10 protein-coding genes are annotated in these 25,934 nt (G+C 67.8%); 7 read left to right on the plus strand and 3 right to left on the minus strand.

From position 1 onward, the window contains the following. Positions 1–60: 60 nt before the first annotated feature. Both LCD33_RS01190 and LCD33_RS01195 read right to left on the minus strand, forming a co-directional pair. Positions 61–1,104 carry a site-specific integrase gene (locus LCD33_RS01190; protein ID WP_224966470.1) on the minus strand — a complete coding sequence of 348 codons (1,044 nt, stop codon included), beginning with the start codon at positions 1,102–1,104 and terminating at the stop codon, positions 61–63. Beyond that, positions 1,101–1,427, minus strand: coding sequence for an AbrB/MazE/SpoVT family DNA-binding domain-containing protein (locus LCD33_RS01195; protein ID WP_224966471.1), 327 nt, complete (start codon positions 1,425–1,427; stop codon positions 1,101–1,103). The genes LCD33_RS01190 and LCD33_RS01195 overlap by 4 nt, the downstream gene beginning before the upstream one ends. Before the next feature lie 1,284 nt (positions 1,428–2,711). Between LCD33_RS01195 and LCD33_RS01200 the strand changes: the two genes are divergently transcribed. The 7 genes from LCD33_RS01200 (at position 2,712) to LCD33_RS01230 (ending at position 21,296) form a co-directional block, all read left to right on the plus strand. After that, complete coding sequence (locus LCD33_RS01200) at positions 2,712–3,005, plus strand: hypothetical protein (protein ID WP_224966472.1); 294 nt, start codon at positions 2,712–2,714, stop codon at positions 3,003–3,005. A 224-nt stretch (positions 3,006–3,229) separates the two neighbouring features. Then, the gene (pglW, locus tag LCD33_RS01205) at positions 3,230–7,558 is read left to right on the plus strand and encodes a BREX system serine/threonine kinase PglW (protein ID WP_224966473.1); all 4,329 of its coding nucleotides are present in this window, start codon (positions 3,230–3,232) and stop codon (positions 7,556–7,558) included. An 11-nt stretch (positions 7,559–7,569) separates the two neighbouring features. After that, positions 7,570–11,196, plus strand: coding sequence for a BREX-2 system adenine-specific DNA-methyltransferase PglX (gene pglX / locus LCD33_RS01210; RefSeq protein WP_224966474.1), 3,627 nt, complete (start codon positions 7,570–7,572; stop codon positions 11,194–11,196). Positions 11,197–11,201: 5 nt separating this feature from the next. Beyond that, complete coding sequence (locus LCD33_RS01215; RefSeq protein ID WP_308011205.1) at positions 11,202–15,005, plus strand: PglY protein; 3,804 nt, start codon at positions 11,202–11,204, stop codon at positions 15,003–15,005. Continuing rightward, a complete protein-coding gene (gene pglZ / locus LCD33_RS01220; protein WP_224966476.1) occupies positions 15,002–17,689 on the plus strand; it encodes a BREX-2 system phosphatase PglZ in 2,688 nt (895 codons plus the stop codon). The genes LCD33_RS01215 and pglZ overlap by 4 nt, the downstream gene beginning before the upstream one ends. Then, positions 17,686–19,002, plus strand: coding sequence for a BREX system ATP-binding protein BrxD (gene brxD, locus LCD33_RS01225; RefSeq protein WP_224966477.1), 1,317 nt, complete (start codon positions 17,686–17,688; stop codon positions 19,000–19,002). Before pglZ ends, brxD begins: the two co-directional genes overlap by 4 nt. Continuing rightward, a complete protein-coding gene (locus tag LCD33_RS01230; RefSeq protein WP_224966478.1) occupies positions 18,999–21,296 on the plus strand; it encodes a DEAD/DEAH box helicase in 2,298 nt (765 codons plus the stop codon). Before brxD ends, LCD33_RS01230 begins: the two co-directional genes overlap by 4 nt. A gap of 1,148 nt (positions 21,297–22,444) precedes the next feature. Here LCD33_RS01230 and LCD33_RS01235 read toward each other — a convergent pair. Then, positions 22,445–25,870: a DEAD/DEAH box helicase gene (locus tag LCD33_RS01235; RefSeq protein ID WP_224966479.1), complete on the minus strand. Its 3,426-nt coding sequence runs from the start codon at positions 25,868–25,870 to the stop codon at positions 22,445–22,447. Positions 25,871–25,934 lie beyond the last annotated feature (64 nt).

The following is a 25,934-nucleotide window of genomic DNA, read 5'->3' on the forward strand; positions in this document are numbered from 1 at the left end:
ACAGGTGCGCCTGCTCACGGCCGTACGGCCAGCCGGAACTCACCCGCTAAGGCACTGCGGTCATTGATCTCCTCCAGTGGTTTGTGCGAGTGGGTGCGGTTCTCCTGTGAGGGCGGCGAGCGCAGCGGCGGTTTCGTCGATTCCGGCTCGGATGTAGGTCGTGGTGGTGCCGTCCCCGCCGCTGTCGGTGTGCCCGGCGTACGCGCGGGCGACGGCGTAGCCGAAGTGGCGCTCCACCCAGGTGAGGGTGGTGTGGCGGAGCCAGTGGGTGCTGACCTGCTGGGTAGCGACCCAGGGCAGGTGGCGTCCGATGCGGGTCCAGAGGTGGTCGTAGCGGCGGGTCGTGATGGGGTCGCCGTTGCGATAGCGCAGCAGCGGCCCGCCGGATGCGGCGGCACCGCGGTGTTCGGCGTGTTCCTGGAGTCCGCGCATCAACGTCGGTGAGACCGGTTGCCAACGGGCCGTGTCGCCTTTCTCCTTCAACAGCACCAGGCACTGCTGGGGATCCAGATCTCGTGCCGTGAGTGCCAGTGCTCCGCCACGGCGGCAGGCGGTTTCGGTGTGCAGCCGAATCAGGAGCGCGTCGAGCAGTGGGTCGTTTCCGGTGGTCGCTGCGATCTGGTTGATCTCGGTGAGTCCGGAGTCGGGAAGGCCGCGTCGTGTGGTGGGCAGCCTTCTCGGCTTGGGGACTCGTTTGGCGGGGTTGTCGCCTTCGGCGATCCAACCGTCGGCGACGGCGTGGTTGTACACGCAGCGCAGCGCAGCGATGAGGTGTTCGGCCGCGCCCCGGCCGCCGCGGGCGTTGCGGCGGGCGACCACGTGGGTCTTCACGTGCTCGGCCAGCTGCTTGATCTCCAACGCGGTCGGTTCGTCGAGCCGGCGCTGCCCCCAGTGTTCGACGGCGCGGTTCCAGTACGAGCCGTAAACCCGTTTCGTGCCCGCCGAAACGGCTTGGGCGACTTTCGGGATGTAGTCGGCGAAGGTCGGTGCGATCTGCGTGGGCTGCGGGTGGGCGACCAGGTCCTCCGGGGACAGACCCATGCGTGCGAGCACGAGGCGTGCCGCGTCGAGTTCGGCGTCGGAAGCGCAGTGGTGCTCGTTCATCCGTGCTCACCGCCGAACATCCGGGTGTGGGGCTCGGCGAGCAGGGCGGCCAGCACCGGCATGGTGTGCACCGCCAGTGCGTCGTGGTCTGGTTCTGCGGCGAGCAGTACCCGCTGTGCCGGCCGAAGTGCGCACCAGTGACGCACGGCCGCGGGCAACCGCAGATATCCCTGCGAGGTCAAGGAGAACACGCCGTCCTCGTGGCAGGCGACCATCACCGAGCCTTCGACCGCACGGATCTCGAGGCGTTGCCCGGCGGCCCAGCCCAGGGAGCGCAGCACCGACCGGTCCGAGACTCGTCCACGGCAATCCACCGATGCCACCGCACACATCCGGGGGACCCCACCGGGCGAGATGGCGAGTTCCGGCAGCGGCAGCTCCCGGCGAACTCGCCCGCCCATCGGCGTCGGTCCGGACGCCGAACTCCTCGGCGGGACCACACCCGGCATCGTCCGCTCACCCACGACGACCACCACCACAGGCCGCCGAACAGCACAACAAGGCGGCAGCGCCCGAAGCGCTTACCGCCTTGCCGACTACATCATATGATCCATCTTGTGGTAGCGAATCCGCTACGCGTGCGTGTCCGAGGGGGGCTTGTGCACTAACCACACGGCTCCTGCTTCCGACATAGTGACGAGCAGGCGCTGAGGTCGGTGCCCCGCCGTCCGTTTGGAGGGCAGCCGGGGACACCGGACGGGACATGGGTGATCGGCCCTCTGATCTGGGTAAATGCCCGTTCGGGACACGTGCTGCTGGTGTCCCGAGGTGTCCCCGAAACGGCGGGGGCTTGCTGGCGTGTCAACTTGAGAACGCCAACCACATGTCCTGACATGGTGGATCGTGCTCCGCGTTGCCCTTGGTGATCGAGAGTCGACTTGTTGTGCTACGTCGATTAAGGCGATTCATTTAGTGGGGAGTAGAATAGAGGTTTATCCAACCTGGCCTCCTCGGTTCGCGGGCCGGTAAAGCGCGTAGAGATCGCCGCAGCGATTTCGGATGTGTGGGATTTTGCAAAGTGTCAGATCGTCTGGTCTGCGGAATCTTGAGGGAGTGGAGGTTCGCGGCCGGAGGTTGGCCGTGTTGACGTCCAACGGGTGGCGGGTTCGGATTTGAAAGGTTGGGGAATCAGGCGGGGGCCGTGCGGCGTGTATGGTCTTCCGTAGCGGGCTCGCCGATCACAATCCTCGTCCGCAGTAGTCATCTGGACTGCAAAAACATCGGCGCGGGAGTAATGGACGTCAAGGGGTTCGTGGCTTCGAATCTCGCTGTCCCGACTGGCGAGAGGGTTTCCGCAGTTCAGGGCCTACGGAGGTCCTCTTGTTTGTTCTTGTTCTGCCTTCCGCAGTCAAGCATAGCGTTCGTAGGAACCTTGGCTACAGAGTTTGGGAATGGCCGTTTTGAACTTGGAAAGCTCACCGCTTGTCTCTCGGCGGTGTGGGCCGGATACCTCCGGGGCTGGGACCGCAGCCTGCGTTCGGTGAACCATCCCGAGACCACCCGCTACAACTATTTGCTGGCTGTCGGGAAGCTCGTGCGGTACCTCGCCGAGTACTCCCCTGACCCCGACGCTGACGACGCCGCGGAGGGCCCCACTGAGATCGCCCGTGATCACCGAGGCTTTTCAGGCGTGGATGATCGAGACCCGCTCGGCCCCGACAGCGGTGAACAAGCACAAGGCGCTGCGGGTGTTCTTCGGCTGGCTGCTCAATGGCGAGCGCGAGATCGACCGCTCACCGATGGAACGGGTCCGCGAGCCCGGGTCGGGTCCAGGCCAGCTAATCCCGGTGCTCGAGGGCGACGTGACCTCGCAACTGCTGGAAGCCTGCACCGGCAAGGACCTCCCCGAGCCTGCGGGACCAGGCGATCATCTTCGGTCCGGCCCGAACGCGCACCGGTAAGTCCTAGGCCTCCGGACGGTATGTGGCGCTGTCGATCGCCGGACATGTTCCCCTGGTCGGCTCGAGGCGACTCCGTAGCATGGTGCGTCCCGATCACGTCCGGGTGTCGGTCTTGGTAGGTGGGGTCCTCCGCTGATCTGGTCGACCGTAGAGTCGGGGTTCTGTTTCGATCATTATGATCGCGCGGGGAATGTGTTGATCTCGCTTGCGAGGGGGTGGCTTCGGTGGCCAGCGGTGGCGCGAAGCCGGGTCCGAAGCCGGGGCCTGGTCGGGTTCGGCGCTGGTTCCAGTCGAGGCCGTCGCCGTATCCGTGGGAGCAGGAGGGCCTCGACCACGTCCGGCGGCTCATGCCCGACACCGAGCCGTTCCGTGGCTGGGCGACGTTCTCGTTCACCGCGTCGTCGGGGCGGATCAACGAGTGCGATCTGTTCATGGCAACGCCCGGTGGCCTGTATTTGCTCGAGCTCAAGGGGCACCCCGGCAGGGTGATCAACAGCGGTGACACCTGGAGGTTCCGTGACCAGGGCGCGTCGTTCTCCAGGGCGCTGCGCAACCCGCTGCATCTGACGGATATGAAGTGCAAGGATCTGCGATCCCGGTTGGACTGGGCTTTGCGCAAGCGCGGTCACCACTCAGAGAAGACGCCGTGGATCCAGCCCGCGATTTTCCTGACCGCCGAGAATCTTTGCTCCGAGCTCGACGAGGTGCAGGCCGAGCACGTCTACGCTCGCTCCGAGGCGTCGGGGCTGCCGGAGATCTGGCGGGATCTGCTGGCGAAGCCGCCGAAGCACGAGAAGCAGCGGGTCCAGCCCCAGTTCTCGCGGCTGCTGCCGGACCTGTTCCAGCAGATCGGGATCAGCGCGTCCACGGCGCACCTGCGTTTCGGCAACGACTGGACTCTGGAGCCGGCGAAGCTCGACGCGGGCAACACGTGGGAAGACCGGCTCGCGCAGCGGTCCGAGCCGGTCAAGGAAGAGGGCCGGGTCCGGATCTACCTCACTGCACAGCAGGCAGGTGACCAGCAGCGTCAGTCGGTGGAGCGGGCCGCGAAGCGCGAGTATCAGGTGCTTCAGGGCATCCATCACCGCGGCATCGCGCAGGCCGTGCAGTTCGCCGACCACGGCGGTTCCCCGGCGATCCTGTTCCGCCACAGGCACACGGACTTGCGGCTGGATTCGTATCTCGACCTGTTCGGCGAGTCGCTGAGTGTGGAAACGCGACTGGAGCTGGTGCGGCAGCTCGCGGAGGCCGTGCAGTACGCGCACCAGCGGTCGTTGTACCATCGTGCGCTGTCGGCGCGGTCGGTGTACGTGTCGGCGCGTGACGACGGGTCGCAGCCGGTCGCGCGGATCATCGACTGGCAGACTGCCGCCCGCGATTTCGACACCACGACCGGTGTGTCTTCGATGGGTAACAGCATGGTGTCGGGCGAGCACCTGGCGCACTCCTCGGAGGTGTATCTCGCGCCGGACTTCGACACGCTCTACTCCGACCCAGTCGAGCTGGACGTGTTCGGTCTCGGCGCGCTGGCGTATGTCCTGCTCACCTGTAGCCCGCCGGCAACGGCGCGCAGTGTGCTGCTGGACCGGCTTGGCGAGAACCAGGGGCTGCGGCCGTCGGCGGTGGCCGACGGCGTCTCCGACGAGCTCGACGATCTCGTGTTCGACGCGACTCGACCGGATCCGCTGGACCGGCTGCTGTCGGCTGACGACTTCCTCAAACGCCTGGACGACGCGGAGAAGGAGTCGGTGCCAGACGTCGTCGCGGCCCCGGACGCGGATCCGCTGGAGGCGTCGGCGGGGCAGGTCGTCGACGGTGAGTGGGACGTCGTGCGGGTGCTGGGCAGCGGCGCCACCGCCCGTGCGCTGCTGGTGTCGCGGCTGGACGAATACGCCGACGAGGAGCCGAGACCCGAGTACCGGGTGTTCAAGGTCGCCCTCGACGAGGACAAGGCTACCCAGCTTCGGGCAGAGGCCGAGGCGCTGACGAAGGTCGGCGGCGGTGTGGTCGTGAAGCTGCTGAACCCGGTGCGGCAGCTGGCCGGGCGCACGGTGCTGGAGCTGGAGTTCGCCGGGGGCGCCGATCCGGGCGGGCGGACGCTGGGCGAGGTCATCCGCGACGAGGGCAAGCTGACCTACCACAACCTCGAACGCTACGGCCGCGACCTGTTCACCGCCTTGGACGCGCTCGCGGCGCACGGAGTGTGGCACCGGGACATCAAGCCCGACAACCTCGGGGTGTTCCGCCGAGCGGACCGCTCCACGCAGCTGAAACTGTTCGACTTCTCCCTCGCGGGGGTGTCCGACCGCGACGTTAAGGCGGGCACGCGCGGTTACCTCGACCCGTTCCTGGGCACGCCCCGCCGCCCGGAGTACGACGGCCACGCCGAGCGCTACGCCGCCGCGATGACCCTGCACGAGATGGCCTCCGGGCGCCTGCCGGAGTGGGGCGACGGGATGACCCACCCGCAGCACCTCGACGACGAGACACCGATCCTCGCCGCCGACCTGTTCGACCCGGACTTGCGCGAGCCGCTGACCGCCTTCTTCCGCACCGCCCTGCACCGCGACACCGACCAGCGCTTCGAGAACCTCAAGCGGATGGCCGACGCCTGGTGGAAGGTCTTCCAGACCGCCGACCGCACGCCGCCGCTGACCACCCCGGGCACTGTCGAAGCCGACCCCGAGACCGAGCCGGCCGACGACGAGCTCGAAGCGCTTCGCGACGCGGCCGCGAAGAACGCCACCCGCGACACCCCCCTGGACGCGGCCGGGCTGTCGCCGCGCGCGCTGTCGGTCGCGGGCGTGTTCGGGGTGTTCACCGTCGGCGAGCTGCTTCGGGTGCCTGCGCACCAGATTTCGACGGCACGCGGCCAGGGGCGACGCGCCAAGAACGAACTCCAGCGCCGCTACCGCCTGTGGAGCAGGAAACTTGGCGCCGAGCACGAACGCCCGAGGATCGAGGGCGCGTCCCCGACGATCGACGACCTCGCCACGCTGCTCACCAGCCTCGCCGCCGAGAAGCGCCGCACCAAGGCCGCGGGCGCGATCCCGCTGCTACTCGGCCTGCCGGGCGAGGACGGTGTGCCGGAGCCGTGGTTGACGCAGACCGAGGTCGCCAAGCGGCTCGGCGTCACCCCGGCCGCCATCTCGACGAAGCAGCGCAACGCGGTCGACGAGTGGGCCGCCGACGCGCACGTCACCGCGGTCCGCGACGAGCTCGTGGAGCTGCTCGCCGAGTCCGGCCGCGTGATGACCGCAGACGAGCTGGCCGCCGCGCTGCGCGCCCGGCGCGGCTCGATCGAGCCCGACCCGGCACGCGTGCGGGCCATGGCTCGGGCCGTCGTCCGTGCGGCGGTGGAGACAGAGAAGGCGCCGGTCGACGACGCCGAACCCAGGCTGAACATGCTGCGCCGCAACGAGAAGGTGCTCATCGCGCTGGAGACGATGCCGGGATCCTCGGACCCGGACGCCGCCGAACTCGCCGACTTCGCGGTGCGTCTCGGCGAGTGCGCCGACGAGCTGGTGCGCACGGAGCCGCTGCCCGGCCGCACCGTCGTGCTGCGCGACCTGCGCGCGATCACCCCACCGGACGGCCTCACGGCCCAGGCGGACACCCGCCTCGTCGAGCTGGCGGCGGCGATGTCGCGGCACGCGGCCGCGTCCCCGCGCCAGGAACTGTATCCGACGGACCTGGACTTGGTGCGGGCACTGCGGATCTCGCAGGCGCCGGCCGGGGTCCGCGAAGTCGGCATCACGGTCGAGGGCCTGATCGCCAAGGTCAGGGCCCGGTTCCCGCTGCTCGACCTCGATGAGGGCATCACCCACGTCCGCTTGGAAGAGGCCTTGAACGCGGCCGGGTTCCGGCTTGTGTTCGACACCGCGAAGGGCCGTTTCGTGCCACCCGCACCCGAGGCGTCGCGGAGCGTGAGCAGCTCGTTCACGTCGATAGCAAGCGCGGAGCGGCCGGGCGCACCGGCCGTCGCGGCCCAGGCCCGCCTCGATAGCGCGGTACAGCGGGGCGGGTTCGTGGCGCTGACGCTGCGCGGCGTGTACCTGCCGGGTGCGGCTGAGTCGATCGCGGCGGCCTTCCCGGTGGAGCCGGTGCACGTCGACTCGCTGTTCCTCGCCGCGTTCCGCGACCTGGTCAAGGAATACGACGAGGAGTGGGACACCTTCCGCGCGCTCGACACCGAGTTCGGCACGACCGGTCGCCTGTCGCCGGGTTTCGCGTCGTTCGTCGAGGTCGCATGGGACACCGTGGCCGCGGACCTCAACGGCCGCGACCCGAAATCGGTGCTGTTCCTGCACCACGCGAGCCTGCTCGGCCGCTACTACGAATGGGGCGGCCGGGACCTGCTGACGAACCTGCAGAACGCGGCCCGCCGCGCCGACGACCGCCCGCACGGGCTGTGGCTGCTGTGCCCCGGCGAGTCGGCAAGCGACACACCGCGGCTCGAACAGCACATCGTCGAGGTGCTGGGGGAGTCGGAGCGCGCGGTGCTCGACGGCTCGTTCCTGGCGGGACTGACTGCGGGCGAGGGCGCCGCGTGAAGGAGACGGCAGTGACCGAAACGGCGGGGACCGAACAGACGACCCGCGGCCTCGATCTGGCCGCGCTGGTCAAGGACCTGCGTACCCAGGTGTCCGCACTGGAGGACGACCTGCGAGCCCGCGCGGGCGCAGAGGAGTTCGACACGAAGCTGCGCGCCGAGTACGCGAAGGCCCGCGAGGCCGAACGCACTGCAGCGGCCTATCAGTCCTGGTTGGACGACCGGGTCACGCAGATCGCGGCGGCGTGGGTGCTGGGCACTGTGTTTGTGCGGTTCTGCGAGGATAACGGGCTGATTCCGGACCCGTTCCTGGCCGGCCCCGAGGAGCGGCTCGGGGAAGCCGAGGACCGGCACGAGGCGCACTTCAAACAGCGCCCACAGGACAACGATCGCGACTGGATCGTCACTGCGTTCCGCACTCTCGCCGAGTCGCACCCGACGGCGGCCGGACTGTTCGACGCCGACCACAACCCGCTGTGGGAGGTCACGCCGTCGTTCGAGGCCGCGACCGAGCTGATCCGCTTCTGGCGCCGCCGCGACGCCGATGGGCACGTGCGTTACGACTTCACCGACTCCGAGCTGGACACCCGCTTCTTGGGCGACCTGTACCAGGACCTGTCGGCGAACGCCCGCAAGACGTTTGCGCTGCTCCAGACACCGGAGTTCGTCGAGGAGTTCATCCTGGATCTCACTCTCGAACCGGCCGTCGAGGAGTTCGGGCTGGAGGGCCTGCGCACGATCGATCCCGCTTGCGGCTCGGGGCACTTCCTGCTCGGGATCTTCCATCGGCTCCTCGACAAATGGCGCGCTGCCGAGCCCGGCACCGATCGCTGGGAACTGATCCGCCGCTCCCTCGAGTCCGTGCACGGCTGCGACAAGAACCCCTTCGCGGTGTCCATCGCCCGATTCCGGTTGCTGGTGGCAGCGCTGAAGGCAGCCGACGAGTCCAGGCTGGACAGAGCAGCGACGTTCCCGATCCACGTGGCTGTGGGGGATTCGCTGATCCACGGCAAGGATGTGCCCGGAACGCAGCTCACGACCGACTCGCTGGAGCACACGTACGAGCCCGAAGACGTCTACGACTACGTGCGCGACTGCGAGCTGCTGACCAAGGGCTCCTACCACGTGGTCGTCGGGAATCCGCCGTACATCACGGTGAAGGACAAGCAGGAGAACGAGAAGTACCGCAAGAGCGCGGATTACAAGGCGATCTGTTCGGGTACGTACGCGCTGTCGGTGCCGTTCGCGAAGCGCCTGTTCGACCTCGCGGTCAAGGCGCCCGGCTCGGAGCGCCGGGCCGGATACGTCGGGCAGATCACCGCGAACTCGTTCATGAAGCGCGAGTTCGGTAAGAAGCTCATCCAGGACTACTTTGCCCAGAAGATCCACCTCACCCACGTCATCGACACCTCGGGCGCGTATATTCCGGGACACGGGACGCCGACCGTGATCCTGGCGGGACGCAACCACTTTCCGCGCACCGACAAGATTCGGGCGGTGCTCGGGATTCGCGGTGAGCCGTCTGAGCCCGATGTGCCCGCTGACGGGCTGGTGTGGTCGGCAATCGTTGACCAATGGGCTCGGCCAGGAAGCGAGTCGGAATGGGTATCCGCTGAGGACTTCGATCGCGCTGGATTCGGTACGTTTCCCTGGTCGCTCAGCGGCGGTGGTGCTGCCGATGTCCTTGCTGTCATCGACAAGCAAGAATCGACGCTTCGGACGAGGATCGACGTCACTGGTCGGACCACTCATACCGGCCTTGACGACGCGTTCTATTTGCCCGGATCGGCAGCCGTGACACGGCAGATCGCTCGCGGGTGCGTTCCCGTCGTGCTCGGCGAGGATGTTCGAGACTTCCTGATCGACACGAGTGTGGCGACCCTGCTCCCATACGATGGGCTCGGCGAGGAACGTGACCTCGAACCGGGCGAAGAGTCGTTCGTCTGGCCGAACCGAACGGTCCTGCGCGAACGGATCGACTTCAGCCAGAAGCCGGAAGAGCGTGGCCTTCGCTGGTTCGACCACAGCATGTTCTTCAAGAAGCGGTACCGCACACCACTGTCGATCGCGTTTGCGTTCGTGGCTACGCATAACCACTTTGTGTTGGACCGGGGCGGGAAGGTCTTCAAGCAGTCTGCTCCGGTGATCAAGCTGCCTGATGGGGCTGGTGAGGACGAGCATCTGGCGTTGTTGGGGGTGCTGAACTCGTCGGCGGCGTGTTTCTGGCTCAAGCAGGTCAGTCACGACAAGGGCAACCGTGGCGAAGGCGGCGGTATCACCAGCGCAGGTTGGGAACGCTTCTTTGAGTTCACCGGCACCAAACTCCAGGATTTCCCGCTACCGCAACAGCTTCCGCTCGAACTTGGCCGCGAACTGGACTCGCTGGCACAGGCCCTGTCGGCGGTGACGCCGTCGTCGATCGCGGCCGAGTCGGTGCCGACGCGGGAACGGCTCGACGCGGGCCGCGCGGGGCACGACAACATTCGGGCCCGCATGATCGCGGTCCAGGAGGAGCTGGACTGGACCGTCTACCACTCGTACGGCCTGCTCAAGGACACGGAACTTGCCGGTGTGCGGGCGGAATCCTTCGACGATGTCCCAGAAGTCCGGCTGGGGGAGCGGGCGTTCGAGATCGTCCTCGCGCGCAAGGTCGCGGCTGGTGAGGCCGAGACAGCGTGGTTCGACCGCCACGGCTCCACGCCGATTACGGAGATTCCGGCCCACTGGCCGTCCTGGTATCGCGACATCGTGCAGAACCGGATCGACGTCATTGAGAAGCGCCGCGACATCGCGTTGATCGAGCGCCCGGAGTGCAAACGCCGCTGGTCGGAGACCCCGTGGGATAAGCGCGAGGCCGAAGCTCTCGAAACCTGGCTCCTCGACCGGTGTGAGCGGCGGGACCTGTGGTTCGCGCTGCGTGAGCGGATCGAGCAGCCGCGCACGCTGACGATCCACCAGCTCGCCGACGCCGTCGGCCGGGACGCCGACATGCGGTCCGTCGCGAGCCTGTACGCGCGCGATCATCTCGGCAAGCCGGACCTGCCGCTGGCGCAGGTGCTCGACAAGGTGGTCGCCAACCAGCACGTGCCTTACCTAGCCGCCTTCCGCTACAAAGACTCCGGCCTACGCAAACGTGCGCAGTGGGAGGATGTCTGGGCGCTGCAGCGCAAGGAGGATGCCACCGGCGAACGGCTGGACATCCCGGTCCCGCCGAAATACACCTCATCCGATTTCCGCAAGGGCTCGTACTGGGCGCAGCGCGGCAAGCTCGACGTCCCGAAGGAGCGGTTCGTTTCGTATCCGGACGCCTCGCCCGGAGCCGACGGATCGCTGCTGCTGGGCTGGGCGGGCTGGGACCACCGGGACCAGGCCCAAGCCCTGGTGAACCTCGTCAATGACCGCACCGATGAGTCCTGGACATCCGAGCAGCTCACGCCCCTGTTGGCCGGGCTGGCCGAGCTGATGCCGTGGATCCACCAGTGGCACGGCGAGCACGACGAGGAGTGGGGCGGCAACCCGGCGCAGGAATACCAGGCCTTCCTCGAAGAACACCGCACCCGCCACCAGCTGACCGACGACGACCTGACGGCCTGGCTCCCCGCCACCGGCCGCCGCAGCAAACAAGGTGACCAGCAATGACTCAAATGCTTCGTGACGTCATCGCCCTCCCGGAGTCGGTGCACTCCGGGGACTTCAAGGTCGAGCTCTCCGGTGGATTCGGGAAGGCTGCCGAGCGGGTCGAGCAGTACGTCGTCACCGACCAGCTTCGGGACGCGTTCCGGCGGGCACTGTCGATCGTGCGGGCCGCGTTCCGCGACGGCAGCTCGCACGCCGCCTACCTGCACGGATCGTTCGGGTCCGGTAAGAGCCACTTCCTGACCGTGCTGCACGCCGTCCTCAACAACGACCCGACCGCGCGCGCGAAACCCGGGCTGCAGCCGATCATCGCTGAGAACGAGTCGTGGATGTCGGGCAAACGGTTCCTCATGGTGCCCTATCACCTCGTGGGCGCGAAGGACATCGACGCCGCGTTGCTCGGCGGCTATGTCGACCACGTGCGCCGCGAACTCCCCGACGCGCCGCTGCCGGCTGTCTACCGGTCCGACGCGATGCTCGACGACGCGCGCCGCATCCGGGAGACCGTCGGCGACGAGCAGTTCGCCGCGATGCTCGGTTCCTCGTCGCAGCCGGCCGGTGCCGGTGGTGGCGCCAAGGACGTTAAAGTCATCACCAAGGGCGGGTCGAAAAAGCCCTCGTGGGATTCGTCTACTCTGGACGCCGCGTTCGCCGCGCCCCAGGGCAGCGACGAACGTAACGCACTGGTGTCGGCGCTGCTGTCCGGGCCGATGTCGTCGTACAGCACGAACGTCAGCGGCGACGAGGCCAAGTTCATTCCGCTCGATGACGGGCTGTCGGTCATCTCCCGGCACGCCCGCGACCTCGGCTACGACGGCCTTATCCTTTTCCTCGACGAGCTGATCCTGTGGCTGCAGGCCAAGATGAGCGACCAGGGTTTCGTCAACGAGCAGGTCCAGAAGCTCGTCAAGCTCATCGAGTCCGGTAACGCGGACCGGGCCGTGCCGATCGTGTCGTTCATCTCCCGGCAGCGTGACCTCTCGCAGCTCGTCGGTGACGACATTGCCGGCAAGGACGTGAAGAACCTCGAAGCGCAGGTGCATTATCTGGCGGAGCGGTTCGACACCGTCACCATCGAGGACTCCAGCCTCCCCGCGATTATCAAGGAGCGCGTGCTGAAGCCGCTTCCCGGCGGGCGGGAAGTCCTCGACGCCGCGTTCGCGTCGATCGAGTCCACCAAGGCCGCCGACCGCGAGACACTCCTGGACGCGGCAGGAGCCACCGGCGCCACCTGGGACGACTTCCGTGCGGTGTACCCGATCTCGCCGGTGCTGCTCAACGTGCTCGTCGCGCTGTCCGGGGCGCTGCAGCGCGAACGCACCGGGCTCAAGCTGCTGCAGGAGATGCTGTACCGGCGGCGTGAGGACATGAAGGTCGGTGAGTTGATCCCACTCGGGGACCTTTGGGATGTGCTCATCGACAACAGCGGGGACGCGTTCACCGACCGGCTCAAGGGCGAGGCCACCGCCGCCCGCCGGTTCTATGACAAGGCCCGCAAACACATCGAAGGGAAATACCCGCCGGAGAGCGCGGACTTTATCGCCGCCGACCGGATCGTCAAGACGCTGCTGCTCGCCGCGCTGGCACCGAGCGTGCCCGCGTTGAGCCGGCTCACCGGGGCGCGGCTCAACGCCCTCAACCACGGCTCGATCCGCACCCGCACCGTCTCGGCAGGGTCGAAGGCGGTGCAAATCCTACGGGACTTGCAGGCCGAGTTCGGCGAACTGCGTTCGGAGCATGAGGAGAACCCGGTGTTCCGGCTCGTGCTGTCCGACATGGAAATCGAGCCGCTGCTCGACCAGGTCGACGAGCAGGACTCCCTCGGTGAACGCCGGAAGTGGATCAAGCGGCAGCTGTTCCGGGAGCTCGGAGTCGGCGACGTCGACGACGCCGTCTCTGATCGCGAGGTGGTGTGGCGGGGGACGCGGCGGACCGCCGAGTTCTTGTTCGCCAACGTGCGTGACGAGAACGAGCTGCCCGCCGCGGCGTTCGAGCCGAGCGTTCCGGGGCGGATCCGGATCGTGGTGGACTATCCGTTCGACGACGCCGACAAGTCCCCGGCCTTCGACGCGGCGCGCGTCAACCAGCTGCGGCGGGACAAGGTCGTCGCCCCGACAGTCGTGTGGCTCCCGCACTTCCTCTCTACGCAGAAGGGGCAGCAGCTCGGCAGGCTGCTCAAGATCCGGTATCTGCTGGACAAGGGGCGGTTGGCGACGTTTGCGGGCACGATGTCCGAGGACTCGCGAATCAAGATGCGGCACCAGCTGCAGGCTAACGCCGACAACCTGGAGAGCCAACTCGTCGCGACCCTGCGCGGCCTCTACGGCATCGCGGGGATCGACGAGAACGCGGTGAGCAAACGGGTCGGCGACGACGGACATCTCATGTCGCTGCTGCCCGACCACCAGCCGCGTCCCCTCGCCGGGGCCGGCTTCGAGCAGAACATGCTCGCGATCGCCGACGGGCTGTTCGACCAGCTCCATCCCAAGCACCCGGACTTCGACGTCAACCGCAACCGCAAGGCTGTCACCCTCGGCGAGCTGCGGACGGTATACGGGTGGATCGCGCAGGCCGCTGAGAACGGGGGCCGGGTGGTCGTCGACTCTAAGAATCTGGCTCTGGTGCGCCGGATCGTGCACCCCCTCGAACTCGGGGAAGTCGCCGACGGGCCGCTCAACCTCCGCTCCGAATGGCGGCGCCGCATCGAGCAGGCCGCCGCGCAGGATGGCGTCACCGGGGACTTCCCGGTCGACAAAATCCGCACCTGGATAAGTAACGCCGGATTCACCGGCATGGACAACGCCGTCATGGGGCTGGTGATCGCGACCTACGCGCTCCAGTCCGACCGGGCGTGGCTGATCAACGGATCGCCCCTAGCGGAGCCACCGGTCCTCGACAAGATCGGACTCGGGCACGCGCTGCGAGCGCAGGAGCTGCCCACGGCCGACGAGTTCGCCCGGGCCCGTGAGCGGATGTCGTCGATCTTCGGGGCGACCGTGCCCGACACGTTGTCGGCGCGGAACGTGGCGGCACTGGCCGAGATGGTGCGGTCGAAGGCTCAGGAGACCGAGGAAGCCCTCGCCCAAGTCCGGCACACGCTCGACCGGCATCGGGACGATCTCGGCATCGCCGTCGACGCGGATCGGATCGTGTCCACCCGGGACGCATCCGACCTCGTCGCGCGGCTCGTGCGTGCCGAGGGTCCGACCGCACTCGCACGGGAACTGGTCGGTGCCTCCTACGGCACCACCGACGTCGTGCTCGGGTCGGCGATCGCCTCGGCCGGGCAGCTCGCCTCGGTGTTCAACACCGTCGAATGGCAGCTCGTCACGTCTGTGCGCTCCCTGGTCGGCCGGGAAGCTCCGATCGGGAACCGCGCGGAACGCCTCATCGACGGACTGCTCGATGCAGCCTCGGCCAGCCAGTGGACCAGGGACCTCGGGCCCGTGCTGCAGCAGTTCCGGGGGGACGCCCTGGACCTCATCCAAGAGGCGATGCGGGTGGACAACCCGCCGCAGACACCTCCACAGCCGACACCGACCGGGACGGAAAACCCGGTCACTCTGCAGGAATCGGGCTCCGGTGCCGACACGGTCAGCCTCACCGAGACCGGAAGTCCGCAGGCCATCGGGCGCATCGACCCGGCGCCGTCCAGGGTGAGCGCCAAGCGGGTCAAGGGCAGCGCCGTCGAGTCCCAGTTGCGCGCGCTGCTCGACGACGTCCAGGACGAGATCCGCGCGCACACCCAGGCCCATCCCGGCGTCGAGGTCGAGATCAACTGGCGTGTCGTCGGAAACGAGCGTGACCAATGACGGCACCACCCACAGTCGACCGGCGGGTGATCGAGGCGCTGGTCAAGGAACAGCTGCAGCACGCGAAGGGCCGGCGGCTGCTGTTGGTCTACGCCCGCTACGACGACCTGGTCACCACATTCGTGCTCACCGACGAGCGTCGGCGGCGGGTGCACGTCGATGACCAGCACTCCGTGCTGGGGATGACCGAGGCGTGGCGGCGGCATCTCGACGAGCACGCGGCCGACGATGATGTGCTGGTGCTGACCACGAGCGTGCCCGACGACCAGCTCGGCTGGGACCTGCGGGCGTATGCGGTGAAGCGGTCGGTGCGCGACGTGGACCGGGCGCGGATCGTGGCGCAGCGTTTCGGTGCCAAGGGCGTGGACGCGCGGGTGCGCTCGGAGGAGTGGCTCGTCGACGGCCTCCTTGAGACCGAGCCGGTCGAGGGCTGGCCGCGAGCCGGTTCGGTGCTCACTCGCGACCACGGGATCCGCGCACTCATCGGTGCGAGGCTCGGGCTCTCGCTCGACGGGGGGATCGACCCCGGATCGTTGCTGGAATGGTCGCGGACCTCCTCGGCGAGCCGGTTCGCCGGACTCGCGGCGGCTGAGCGCGACGGGATCGCCGCGTGGCTCACCGACACCGTCGGGAGCGCGGCGACGGTGCTGCTGCGGCTGGTCGATCAGGGCAGGGCTGCCGACGCGATGCCGCTGGGTGTCGTGGCCGCGGTGGCGACCGGGCCGAATCCGCCGGTGGAGGCGGGCCTCGCGCTGGGCGGGTTGCTCGGCGGTGTGCACGGGCCACAGCTGCGGGCGTTCACCGAGGCCGTCCGCGGCACCCTCGAACGCTGGATGGGCCAGATCGAGCATCCGCGACACGGCGACGCGGCACGGCGCCGGGTACTGGAGATCGCCGAGCGGGCCGACGAACTCGCCGCCAGCGCCGGACTAACCGAGGCATTGCGGGACGACACGTTCGTGCCCTCGGCGTTCACCGCACGGCTCCGAGCATTGGGAACGGCCGTGTCCGGACCGGGTGCCGCGATCGTCGAGGCGGAGCGGGCGCTGAACGCGGTCGGGGACCACGTGGTCGCGCGGCTGCGCCCGGACCGGGTGCGGGCCGCCGAGATGGCGGTACGGCTGTTGCGCTGGTCCCGCGAGCCCGATGTGGACACCAAGTCCGTGGCCGCGGACATCACGCGCTACGTCACCGACACGGCGTGGGTCGATCGGGGGCTGCAGGCGCTCTGGCACGGCGACCCCAGCGGCGACCTGGTCGTGGGGCAGGCGTATCGCGCGCTGTGGCAGGAGGTGCGGCAGCGGCGGGATCGCCTTGACGAGGGGTTCGCGCAGCGGCTGGCGGCGTGGGCGCCGCACGCGAGCACGGTCGGATCCGACGGCGTGCTGCTGATCGAGCAGGTGCTGCCCGAGATCGCGGCTCCGGTCGCGCGCCGCGCCGCGCCGCTGATCGTCGTGCTCGACGGGATGAGCGCCGCCGTCGCCGCCCGGTTCGGCGAGGAGCTCACCGAGTGGACCGAGGTCAGCCCCGAACCGCGGCGGGTCGCGGCCGTCGCGGCGATTCCGTCGGTGACGCAGATCAGCCGCGCGAGCCTGTTGAGTGCGACCGTCACCGACGGTGGGCAGGACGCCGAGAAGACCGGGTTCGAGAAGTTCTGGCGTGGACGCAAACGTACTGACGTCCTCCTGTTCCACAAGGCCGAGATCGCCGGTGGCGCCGGCACGTGGCTCTCCCACGAGCTGTACGAGGCACTGTCCGTGCCGGAACGGGTCGTCGGGGTCGTGCTCAACACGATCGACGACGCCCTCGACGATGGGAAGGAGGGCGACCGGGCCGAGTGGCGCGTCGACGACGTCACCTACCTTCGCGTGCTGCTCGATTCCGCCCGCTCCTATCAGCGGCCGGTCGTGCTTGTCTCTGACCATGGGCACGTCCTGGACCGGGGCGGGCCGCAGACCCAGGCCAGCGGTATCGAATCCGCCCGCTGGCGACGTGGAACGCCCGGTGACGGGGAGGTCGCGCTAGCCGGTCCCCGGGTCGTGCCCGGTGCGTTGGTGGCGCCGTGGCGAGAGGACATCCGCTACACGCGACGCAAAGCCGGCTATCACGGTGGCGCGTCCCTGGCCGAGATGACGGTGCCGGTGTTGGTGCTGGTGCCGAGTTTGGAATACTTGCCCGATCAGTGGCACGTGGTACCGCGGGAATGTAGCGAACCCGCGTGGTGGAGCGGACGGACCGTCCACGCCGAACCTGAGCGGACACCGGTCGCCGCGCCCGCGATAGCTCCGGCGAAGAAGGCGGCGAAGAACAAGCCCGCGCCCGGACCTGATCTGTTCACTGTGGACGACCCAGCTGCTGAGGTGGCAGTGGCACCCGCGCCGTTGGGCGAACGCGTCGTTGCCGGCGACGTCTACGAGCGCCAGCGGGTACTCGTTCCGCGTGCACCGGAACGGAAGTCGGTCGCCGCGGTCATCGACGCGCTCGTGGCCGCTGACGGCCGCGCCAGCACCACCGCCGTCGTCGCCGTCGCCGGGCGGGCCGCTCGGCGACCGGAGGGCTTCGTGCGCATGATCGAGCGGTTGCTCAATGTCGACGGCTATCCGATCGTGTCCATCGAGGACGGAGGAACCACGGTGCGCCTCGACGTGGCGCTGCTGCGGGTCCAGTTCGGAGTCGAGTCGTGAGCGTGGTCAGCGAAGCAAGGCGCCGCGACGTCATCGACGCGCTTCGACGAGGCACCGTGCCCCAAGCGGGGCTGGACCTGCTCGCGGTCGGGCTCGACCGGTTCGCCGCCGCGATGGGCGTGGATCTCGACACCGCTGCCCGAGGCGGCGCGGCCTTTCACGCCGTGCGCGGCGAATACGGCTCCGGCAAGACGTTCTTCTCCCGCTGGCTGGCCGAATCCGCCAAACGACGCGGCATGGCCGCCGCCGAGATCCAAATCTCCGAGACCGAGACCCCGCTGCACCGACTCGAAACCGTATACCGCCGGTTGACCGAACGCCTGACCACCGCCGCGCACCGGCCCAGCGCGCTGCGCGCCGTCGTCGACTCCTGGTTCTACACCCTCGAAGAGCAGATCCTCGACGCGGGCGAGATCGACCCCGATGACACGGCGGCGCTCGGTGAGGCCGTCGACGCCCTATTAGAACAGCGGCTCGCCGACGTCGCCCGCACCACCCCCGCGTTCGCCGCCGCCCTGCGCGGCTACCGACAGTCCATGGACACCGGCGACACCGCCACCGCCGAAGCGCTCATCGCCTGGCTGGGCGGGCAGAAGTCCGTGGCCGCCTCCGCCCGCCGGGCAGCCGGGGTGCGCGGGGATCTCGACCACTTCGCCGCACTCGGATTCCTGCAGGGCCTGCTCACCGTGCTGCGCGACTGCGGACATCCCGGACTGCTGCTGGTACTCGACGAAACCGAGACTCTCCAGCGCGTGCGCGGCGACGTGCGGGAGAAAGGCCTCAACGCGCTGCGGCAGCTGCTCGACGAGATCGACGCCGGACGCTTCCCCGGCCTGTTCCTGATCATGACCGGCACGCCGGCGTTCTTCGACGGACGACAGGGTGTGCAGCGCCTGCCTCCGCTGGCGCAGCGGCTGGCGACCGACTTCACCACCGACGCCCGCTTCGACTCGCCCCGCGCGGTCCAGCTGCGACTGCCCGGCTTCGACCTGGGTTCACTCGGCGAGCTCGGGAGACGCGTCCGCGACCTCTACGCCGACGGAGCACGCAACCCGGAGCGGGTTCGCTCGAGGGTCGACGACTCCTACTTGGACCTTCTCGGTCGGGCGTTGGCCGGTGAACTCGGCGGGAAGGTCGGAGTCGCGCCCCGGATCTTCCTGCGGAAACTCGTCGCTGACGTGCTCGACCGGGTCGATGAGTTCGACACCTTCGACCCTCGCCGCGACTACACCCTTACCCTCGTGGGCACCGAACTATCCGATGTGGAACGCAACGCGGTGCGCGCCGACGAGATCGACCTGGACCTGCCGTGAGCACCGGCGCGCCGGAACCGTGGTCACGACTGCATCCTGCACTGACGCACCACATCGTCAACACGCTCGGGTGGCGCAGCCTCCGCCCGCTGCAACGCGAGGCCATCGACCCCGTGCTCGACGGCGACGACGCGCTGCTGCTCGCCCCGACCGCGGGCGGCAAGACCGAGGCCGCGTGCTTCCCGCTGCTGTCGGCGATGGAGTATCACGGCTGGTCGGGTGTGTCCGTGCTGTATGTGTGCCCGCTCAAGGCGCTGCTGAACAACCTCCTGCACCGCCTCGAGGACTACACCTCCTGGCTCGGGCGGCGCGTCGGGATCTGGCACGGCGATGTCACCGCCTCGGCCCGCAAACGCCTGCTGCGCGATCCACCCGACATCCTGCTGACCACCCCGGAATCCCTGGAATCGATGCTGGTCAGCACCCACGTCGACCACGCCGCGCTGTTGGGGGACGTGCGGGCGATCGTCGTCGACGAGGTCCACTCCTTCGCCGGAGACGACCGCGGCTGGCACCTCCTTGCGGTGCTGGAACGCATCACGCGGTTGACCGCACGACCGATCCAGCGGGTGGGCTTGTCGGCGACGGTGGGAAACCCGGAGGACCTGCTGCACTGGCTTCAGGGCTCGGGGCGGGGTGAACGTCCGGGATCGGTCGTGGCACCGGGAGTCCCGATCGCCAGCGCGGCCGGCAGGCCGGACGGTCCAAACGGAACTGGTGCTCGCGATCGTGGTCGAGGCGCCGGCTCCATCGAAATGTCCGCTTGTGCCTTGAGTGATGCGGAACGTGCAACCGGCAAAGTTGCGCGCGACACCGAGAAGGCGACAGTCTCCAGTGAAACATCCGCCGACGCAGCCTCCCGCGAGGTTCCCCCCGGCGAGATTGAGCTTGACTACGTCGGCTCCGTCGCGAACGCCGCAACGATCATCGCCTCCCTGCATCGCGGCGAGAAACGCCTCGTGTTCTGCGACTCCCGGCAACTCGTCGAAGAGCTCGGCGCCGCGCTGCGCGGGCGGGGAGTGACGACGTTCCTCTCCCACGCCTCCCTGTCGCTGGACGAACGACGCCAGGCCGAGGACGCCTTCGCCGACGCCCGCGACTGCGTCATCGTGTCGACGTCCACATTGGAACTGGGCATCGACGTTGGCGACCTCGACCGAGTCATCCAGATCAATGCACCGACCACGGTCGCGTCGTTCCTGCAGCGCCTCGGCCGCACCGGACGCCGCCCTGGCACCAGCCGCAACTGCCTGTTCCTCGCACTGCGCACCGACGCGCTGCTGTGGTCTGCGGCGCTGCTGCGATTGTGGGGGCGAGGATTCGTCGAGCCGGTGACGGCGCCGCCCGCACCGCGCCACATCGTCGCGCAGCAGCTACTGGCGCTGTGCCTGCAGAACCACACGATCGGCGAGCGAACCTGGCCCCAGGAATGGAACGGGCTCGAACCGTTCGACCGCACCGCCGAACCGATCCTGCGTCATCTCATCGACGAGGGATTCGTCGAACGCGACGGGCCGATGCTGTTCATTGGCCCCGAAGCCGAACGTCGCTTCGGCCACCGCCACTTCATGGACATGACCGCGGTGTTCACCGCCCCGCCCCAGATCACCGTCCTGGAAGGCCGCCGCGAGATCGGCCACACCGACCCCGCACTGCTCACCGAACACGTCGACGGCCCGCGCCTGCTGCTGCTGGGCGGTCGCAGCTGGAAGGTCACCTGGATCGACTGGAAACGCCGTCGCTGCTACGTCGAACCGGCCGACACCGGCGGACGCGCACGCTGGATGACCCCGGGCGCCGGGGGAGTCGGACATGAGCTGGCGCGGGCCGCACGCGAAGTGCTTCTCGGCGCCGATCCACCGGTGGGGCTGACCCAGCGGGCGACCTCGGCGCTCGCGGGCCTGCGGGAGAAGCGGTCGAGTGTCGTGGCCGAGGATGCCACCGTGATCAGCCGCGACGGCGATGACGTCCGCTGGTGGTCATGGGCGGGTTTCCGCACGAACGCGACCCTGGCAGCGAGCCTGACCGGCCTGACTGACGAGCACACGCGGTTCGACGACACGACGATCCGACTGCGCGGCGATCTGACCCGCGAGATGTGGCGGGCCGGCATCGAGGCAGCCGAGACCCGGCTCGTGCTGCCGGATGTGGACGAACGCGCATTGGAAGGCCTGAAATTCAACGAGGCACTCCCGCATAAACTAGCGACCGCGACGCTGGCAGCGCGACTGGCCGACGAGCCCAACGCCCGCACGGTCCTCGGCGAACGAGTCCGGTTCGTCGCCGAGGGTTGAGGAGCCAGGCGCCTCGGACGTCGATCCAGCCGCTGCCCACACAGCGCCACGAGATCAGGTAATGTATGATGCCCGGGTTTCGTGCTTATCCTCGTGGTCCTGGGTTCACGGCATCCGCTGTCGACGCCTCGTCCCGGAATGAAGGGCGAAGGCCACGATCTCCTGGTCGCCGTGGAGGTCATCTGGTGAAGGGCCATTTATTCTCACCCCGGTCATTTAGTTCGTCTGGTCTAACAGGTCATCAAGCGCGTGCGACAACGTGGAAAGAAGCTGGTACTCGAACCCTCTAATTGCTGACGACCTGCCTACGGTTTCCCTTCAAGTCGACTCTGCTTTAGGTTCTTCTGGTGGCAGAAGTATCGGCCCAAGTGGTTGACTCGATCGTGTGACTGTAGTTGTGGGTTTCGATGCGGACGGCCGTGGCGGATATGGAAATTAGTTCTGCCCGTGCGCAAGTCGAGTAAGATTTCTCCCGGCTTTCTCTTGTGTGTACACTACGCAGCTGGGCTAGGTCGTCGAGGATCACGACTGCACTCCTCCTTCATCGCTGTCCGGCTCGGCAAAAAGGATTAGCCATAATCGACTTATTGGAGTCATGGAAGGTGTCGATTCGGGCTACTTCAGCGCCAGGAACGGTCGAGTGATGTGTGTCGGCAAGCCGCCCTCGCTGATCTTACCCCGGCGGCAAGGACCAAGGGGCCGTCCCGCTTGCCCTGTCGAGCTGTGCCTCGGTAGGATAGTCGAAAGTTAGTCGGTGACCTGCAAACTCCGTCGACTGGATCAGGTTGGGGCGGCCACTGCTTAGCGTCCGAGCTGTCCCGGCCGTGCCCCGACGGACGGCTTCAACGCCCAGCGTTGGGACGGGGACGGTACATCCCCTGGCGCACTCCTCCTATTCAAGCCTCTCATTGGGATTCAGCGCAGTTGAGTGCACGACCCTGCCTGGCCGACGGTTGGATCCGGTTTGTCGGTTTGCACTGGAAGGGTCCTGAACGTTCGCGAGTTGGGTTGTGGTCGTTACCAGGTTCGCGACCGCTGCCTTGGGGGTTCGCGCCGGTGGTCATGCTTCGGCGCCCGGTTACCATCGCCGCTTCGAGTTGCCCCAGTTCTGCCCCCCGCACGGGCGACACCACCTGGGCGCGAACACCTCACCGCCATTCGTGAACGGGGAGCGACGCAGCGAGCCGGTCGAAGAAGCGGAGATCTTTCCAGAGCTGTCGATTTCCGACGACGTAGAAGCGTCGTTTGGCCCTGGAGACCGCTACGTTGAGCAGGTTCGGGCGTTCGGCTGCCCACAGTCGCGCTCCGGGACTTTTCGGGGCGCTCCCCAGCACGAGGACGATGACGTCGGATTCCTTGCCCTGCACGGTGTGCACGGTTCCCACATTGCGCTTCGCGAAGTCAGGGCCGACGTGTGCGCTGAGCCGCATCTTGGCTCCTCTGACGACGTCGCGGAACGGACTGATCACCCGGACGTCATCCAGTCCGACTTCCTGCGCCACCAGTTGGTCGAAGAGATCGGTGAGCGCGTTTCCCTCATCACCAACCCAATGGCCGGTGGAGATCTGGCTTCGGACGTCGATCCAGCGGTTCTCGTCCGGGAACTGGCCAGCGTGCTGGGTTCCGTAGACCATGAGCGTTCCACCGTAGGCGATGTCGTTCGACACCTCGAACATCGGCCGGTCGCAGCGTCGGTGGACGCGCAGCGGTGCGCCGACCCAGATTTGCTCGTCGCTGTCCTGGAGGGGCAACGCGGTCCCGTGACGGGTGAGCCTGTCGGCCACACCTTGAGCCGAGGTCGTCTCCGGAGTCCACTGCTCGTCGACCTGGTGATGGCGGCGCAGCGCGTGTTGTGCCGAGGTCGGGAGCGTCACGATCGGCTCCAGCTGCTGCGGATCTCCCACCAGGAGCGCTCGTTGGCAGCGCCACAGACCGCCGACCACCTGCTGCGGGGTGGCCTGGCCTGCTTCGTCGACGAGGAGCCAGCCCAGGCTCTCGCGTCCGAGACCGGTGAACAGGCGAGGCAGTGAGGCGAACGTCGTCGAGATCATCGGCACGACCAGGAACAAGGACTGCCAGGCCGCCAATCGCGCGGCTGAGGAGGGCTTGGCGTTGCCCTGCAGGATCTCGGTCATGACGCTGAGGTTGCTGCGGATCCGGTTGCTGGAGTGCAAGATGAAGGCGCGGTGCAACCGCAGCGCTTTCAGGAACAGCCGGTTGCGGGCCATGACGTATTCCTCGTCGGACCATGGCGCGCACTTCTGGAACTCGTCGTCGCTGGAGAAATCGTCCGGGATCGGCACATGACCGGGCCATCGGTCACGCGCCTGAGTCACCTCGCCCTGAGCCAGGTCGAGCTCATACGAGGCCGCGGCGCGTACATCCTGAGCCTTCTGCAGCTCGGCCAGTTTCGTGCTCAGCCGCTGCTGGAGTCTTTTCTGCGATCCTTCGGCGTCGCGGAGCTTCTTCTTGGCCGCATCCCGAGCCTTTTCGAGACGTTCGTGCTTGGCCTGCCACTCGCGCGGTGCCCGGAACCACGTGGCCAACGCGACCCACAATCCCGGCCGGTGCCGGAGGTGGCTCTCGTAGTCGTCGTCGGCGTCGCGGAACACCCGGTCGGCACGCTTCGCCTCGGCGTCGCTCGTGGCCAAGTCCTTTCTCACGAGGGCACACAAAGCGTCAGCGTCGGCGAACGCCCTCCTGGCCTCCTCCCACCGCCGACGGCAACTGCTTTCCGCGGTGATCGCGTCAGCGGCGTGCTGCCGCGTCTCGGCGAGGCACTCCACCTTCCCGCGGGCACGGCGGAACTCGGTGACCGCAGTATCCCAGTCGTCGACCGCGTCGGGATCCTGGGCGGCTCCCTTGAGCAGCTGATACATGCCCAAGGCACCCGACGGGGGTGCAGCATCCTGTGAGTCCTGGTTCTGCGAGGCCCTGTAGTTGCCCCACCAGAAGCGCTTGGCGAACGTGTTGCGGTACTTGAGACTGCCAAGCGTTGCCGCGACCAACCCCCACGCCTCGGCATCGAGGACATGCGACGCCAGATCGGTGAAGTAGTCGGTGTCGAGCGCTTTGTCGGTGTATCCGCGCACGGCGTCGATGCCAGGAACTTCAGCGGTCACGTTTTTCGCAGCGTCGTTGGTGGCAGTGGCGAGGACCATCTCGAAGCCGCTCAACGCGCAGGAAACGCCGTGGACCGGTGTGGGGATCTTCTTCGGCCCCACCGGAACGAGTTCAACCCTCTCAGTGAAGCCTTCCGATGGGGACGCGAGTTCGGCGAGGCGGGTCGCTCGCTCGAGGACGATCGCGGAGAGCACGTCGCGCAGCAGCGTGGTCTTGCCGGTGCCCGGTGGACCGTTCACCGAGAACAGCCCTGCGTTGTCGCGGAGCTCGGCGACGACGCGGTTGACGGCGAACTGCTGGCTGAGCACCAGCGGCTTGGCCGGGTCGCCGGGCCACCGCGCGGCCGGGACGTGCTGAGGTTCGACACCGGCGATCACCGCGTCTGGGTGTGCGCGGACATCGACCCGACGCGCGGTGTTGAGCGCGCTCTCGTCGGTCAGGTAGTTCCGCAAGGCGGCGCCCACGTCGTCCCTGGCCACCGCGTCTGCGATATGGCTGAGGTCGTTGGCGATGTGGCTGTTGAGGAAGTCCTGATCGGTGGAGTCGTCGCGGATCGGCATTGCACGGCACCGGACACGTACCCCGGTGGCATTGAGGGAATCGCGCACGCTCAACGCCGAGGCCATCTCGGTGACGAAATCGTGAAGCGCCGAGGCAGTGACAAGAAGGCGAGGTGCGCTCGGTTTCCCGGTGGCGGTCTCGGAAGCAGCACCGTCGTCAGCGTCGCCCGGGCCGAGCACGCTCTCGGTGAACGCCCCCGCAGCGGCACCGGCGACACCGCCGAGAACCGGGCCCACGGCGGTCTCCGTCGCTGTTTTGACAGCCGTGCCCGCGGCTTCGGCTCCGGCGCTCCACGCATTGGTGCCCGCGTACTTCAAGCGGTCGCCGAAGGCGCGCACAACTCGATCGAACGGGCCGGAGGTACTCTTGTCGTCGTGTCCCGGGTCGGTGGAGGAGCGACGTTCCGGCGGCACCAGCTTGTCGATCGCCTCGGCGAATGCCCGTTCTTCTTCGTCGAACCCGTCGAGGGTGTTGGGATCCAGCCTGGACGAGGTCAGCTTCCCCAGGGCCCAAGCGCAGGCCGACAGGGTCGCGCCGTTCTCGATCAGGCACCCGTCGGTGTCGATCGTGAGCGCGAAGAGGGCGGTGCCTCCGTCGCTCGGTCGTTCCTCCCTCGTGTCCTGCCCGAACGCCTCCACCAGCGCCTCGGCAACGGCCGATCGGGAGTACAGGCCGCCATAGACGGTGAACTGCCACGTGTACCGAGGGGGGATCGGTTCGTCGAGGAGCGGGTGCCCCGACTCCCAAGGGGCGAGTTCCCCAGCCTCCAGGTCGAAGATCTGCTCGTGGGTACCGCGGCGGTAGGGCTTCGTCTTCGGTACGCCTTGCGGACTGAGCATCTCGACGCTTCGCCAGAATCGGACGATGTTCGCAGACCGGTTGTCACTCACAGGATTCCCCCAGTGCCATCGCACAGTGTGTACATGTGATTACCGCTCGCAGCAAGGGGTACTG

The sequence above is a fragment of the Saccharopolyspora sp. 7B genome, from assembly GCF_020177435.1.
GTDB classification, from domain to species: domain Bacteria; phylum Actinomycetota; class Actinomycetes; order Mycobacteriales; family Pseudonocardiaceae; genus Saccharopolyspora_C; species Saccharopolyspora_C gregorii.

Bases quoted from the DNA above. Each gene is read 5' to 3' on its own strand.
- LCD33_RS01190 (WP_224966470.1), bottom strand. From the start codon at position 1,104: ATGAACGAGCACCACTGCGCTTCCGACGCCGAACTCGACGCGGCACGC.
- LCD33_RS01215 (WP_308011205.1), top strand. From the start codon at position 11,202: ATGCTTCGTGACGTCATCGCCCTCCCGGAGTCGGTGCACTCCGGGGAC.
- pglZ (WP_224966476.1), top strand. From the start codon at position 15,002: ATGACGGCACCACCCACAGTCGACCGGCGGGTGATCGAGGCGCTGGTC.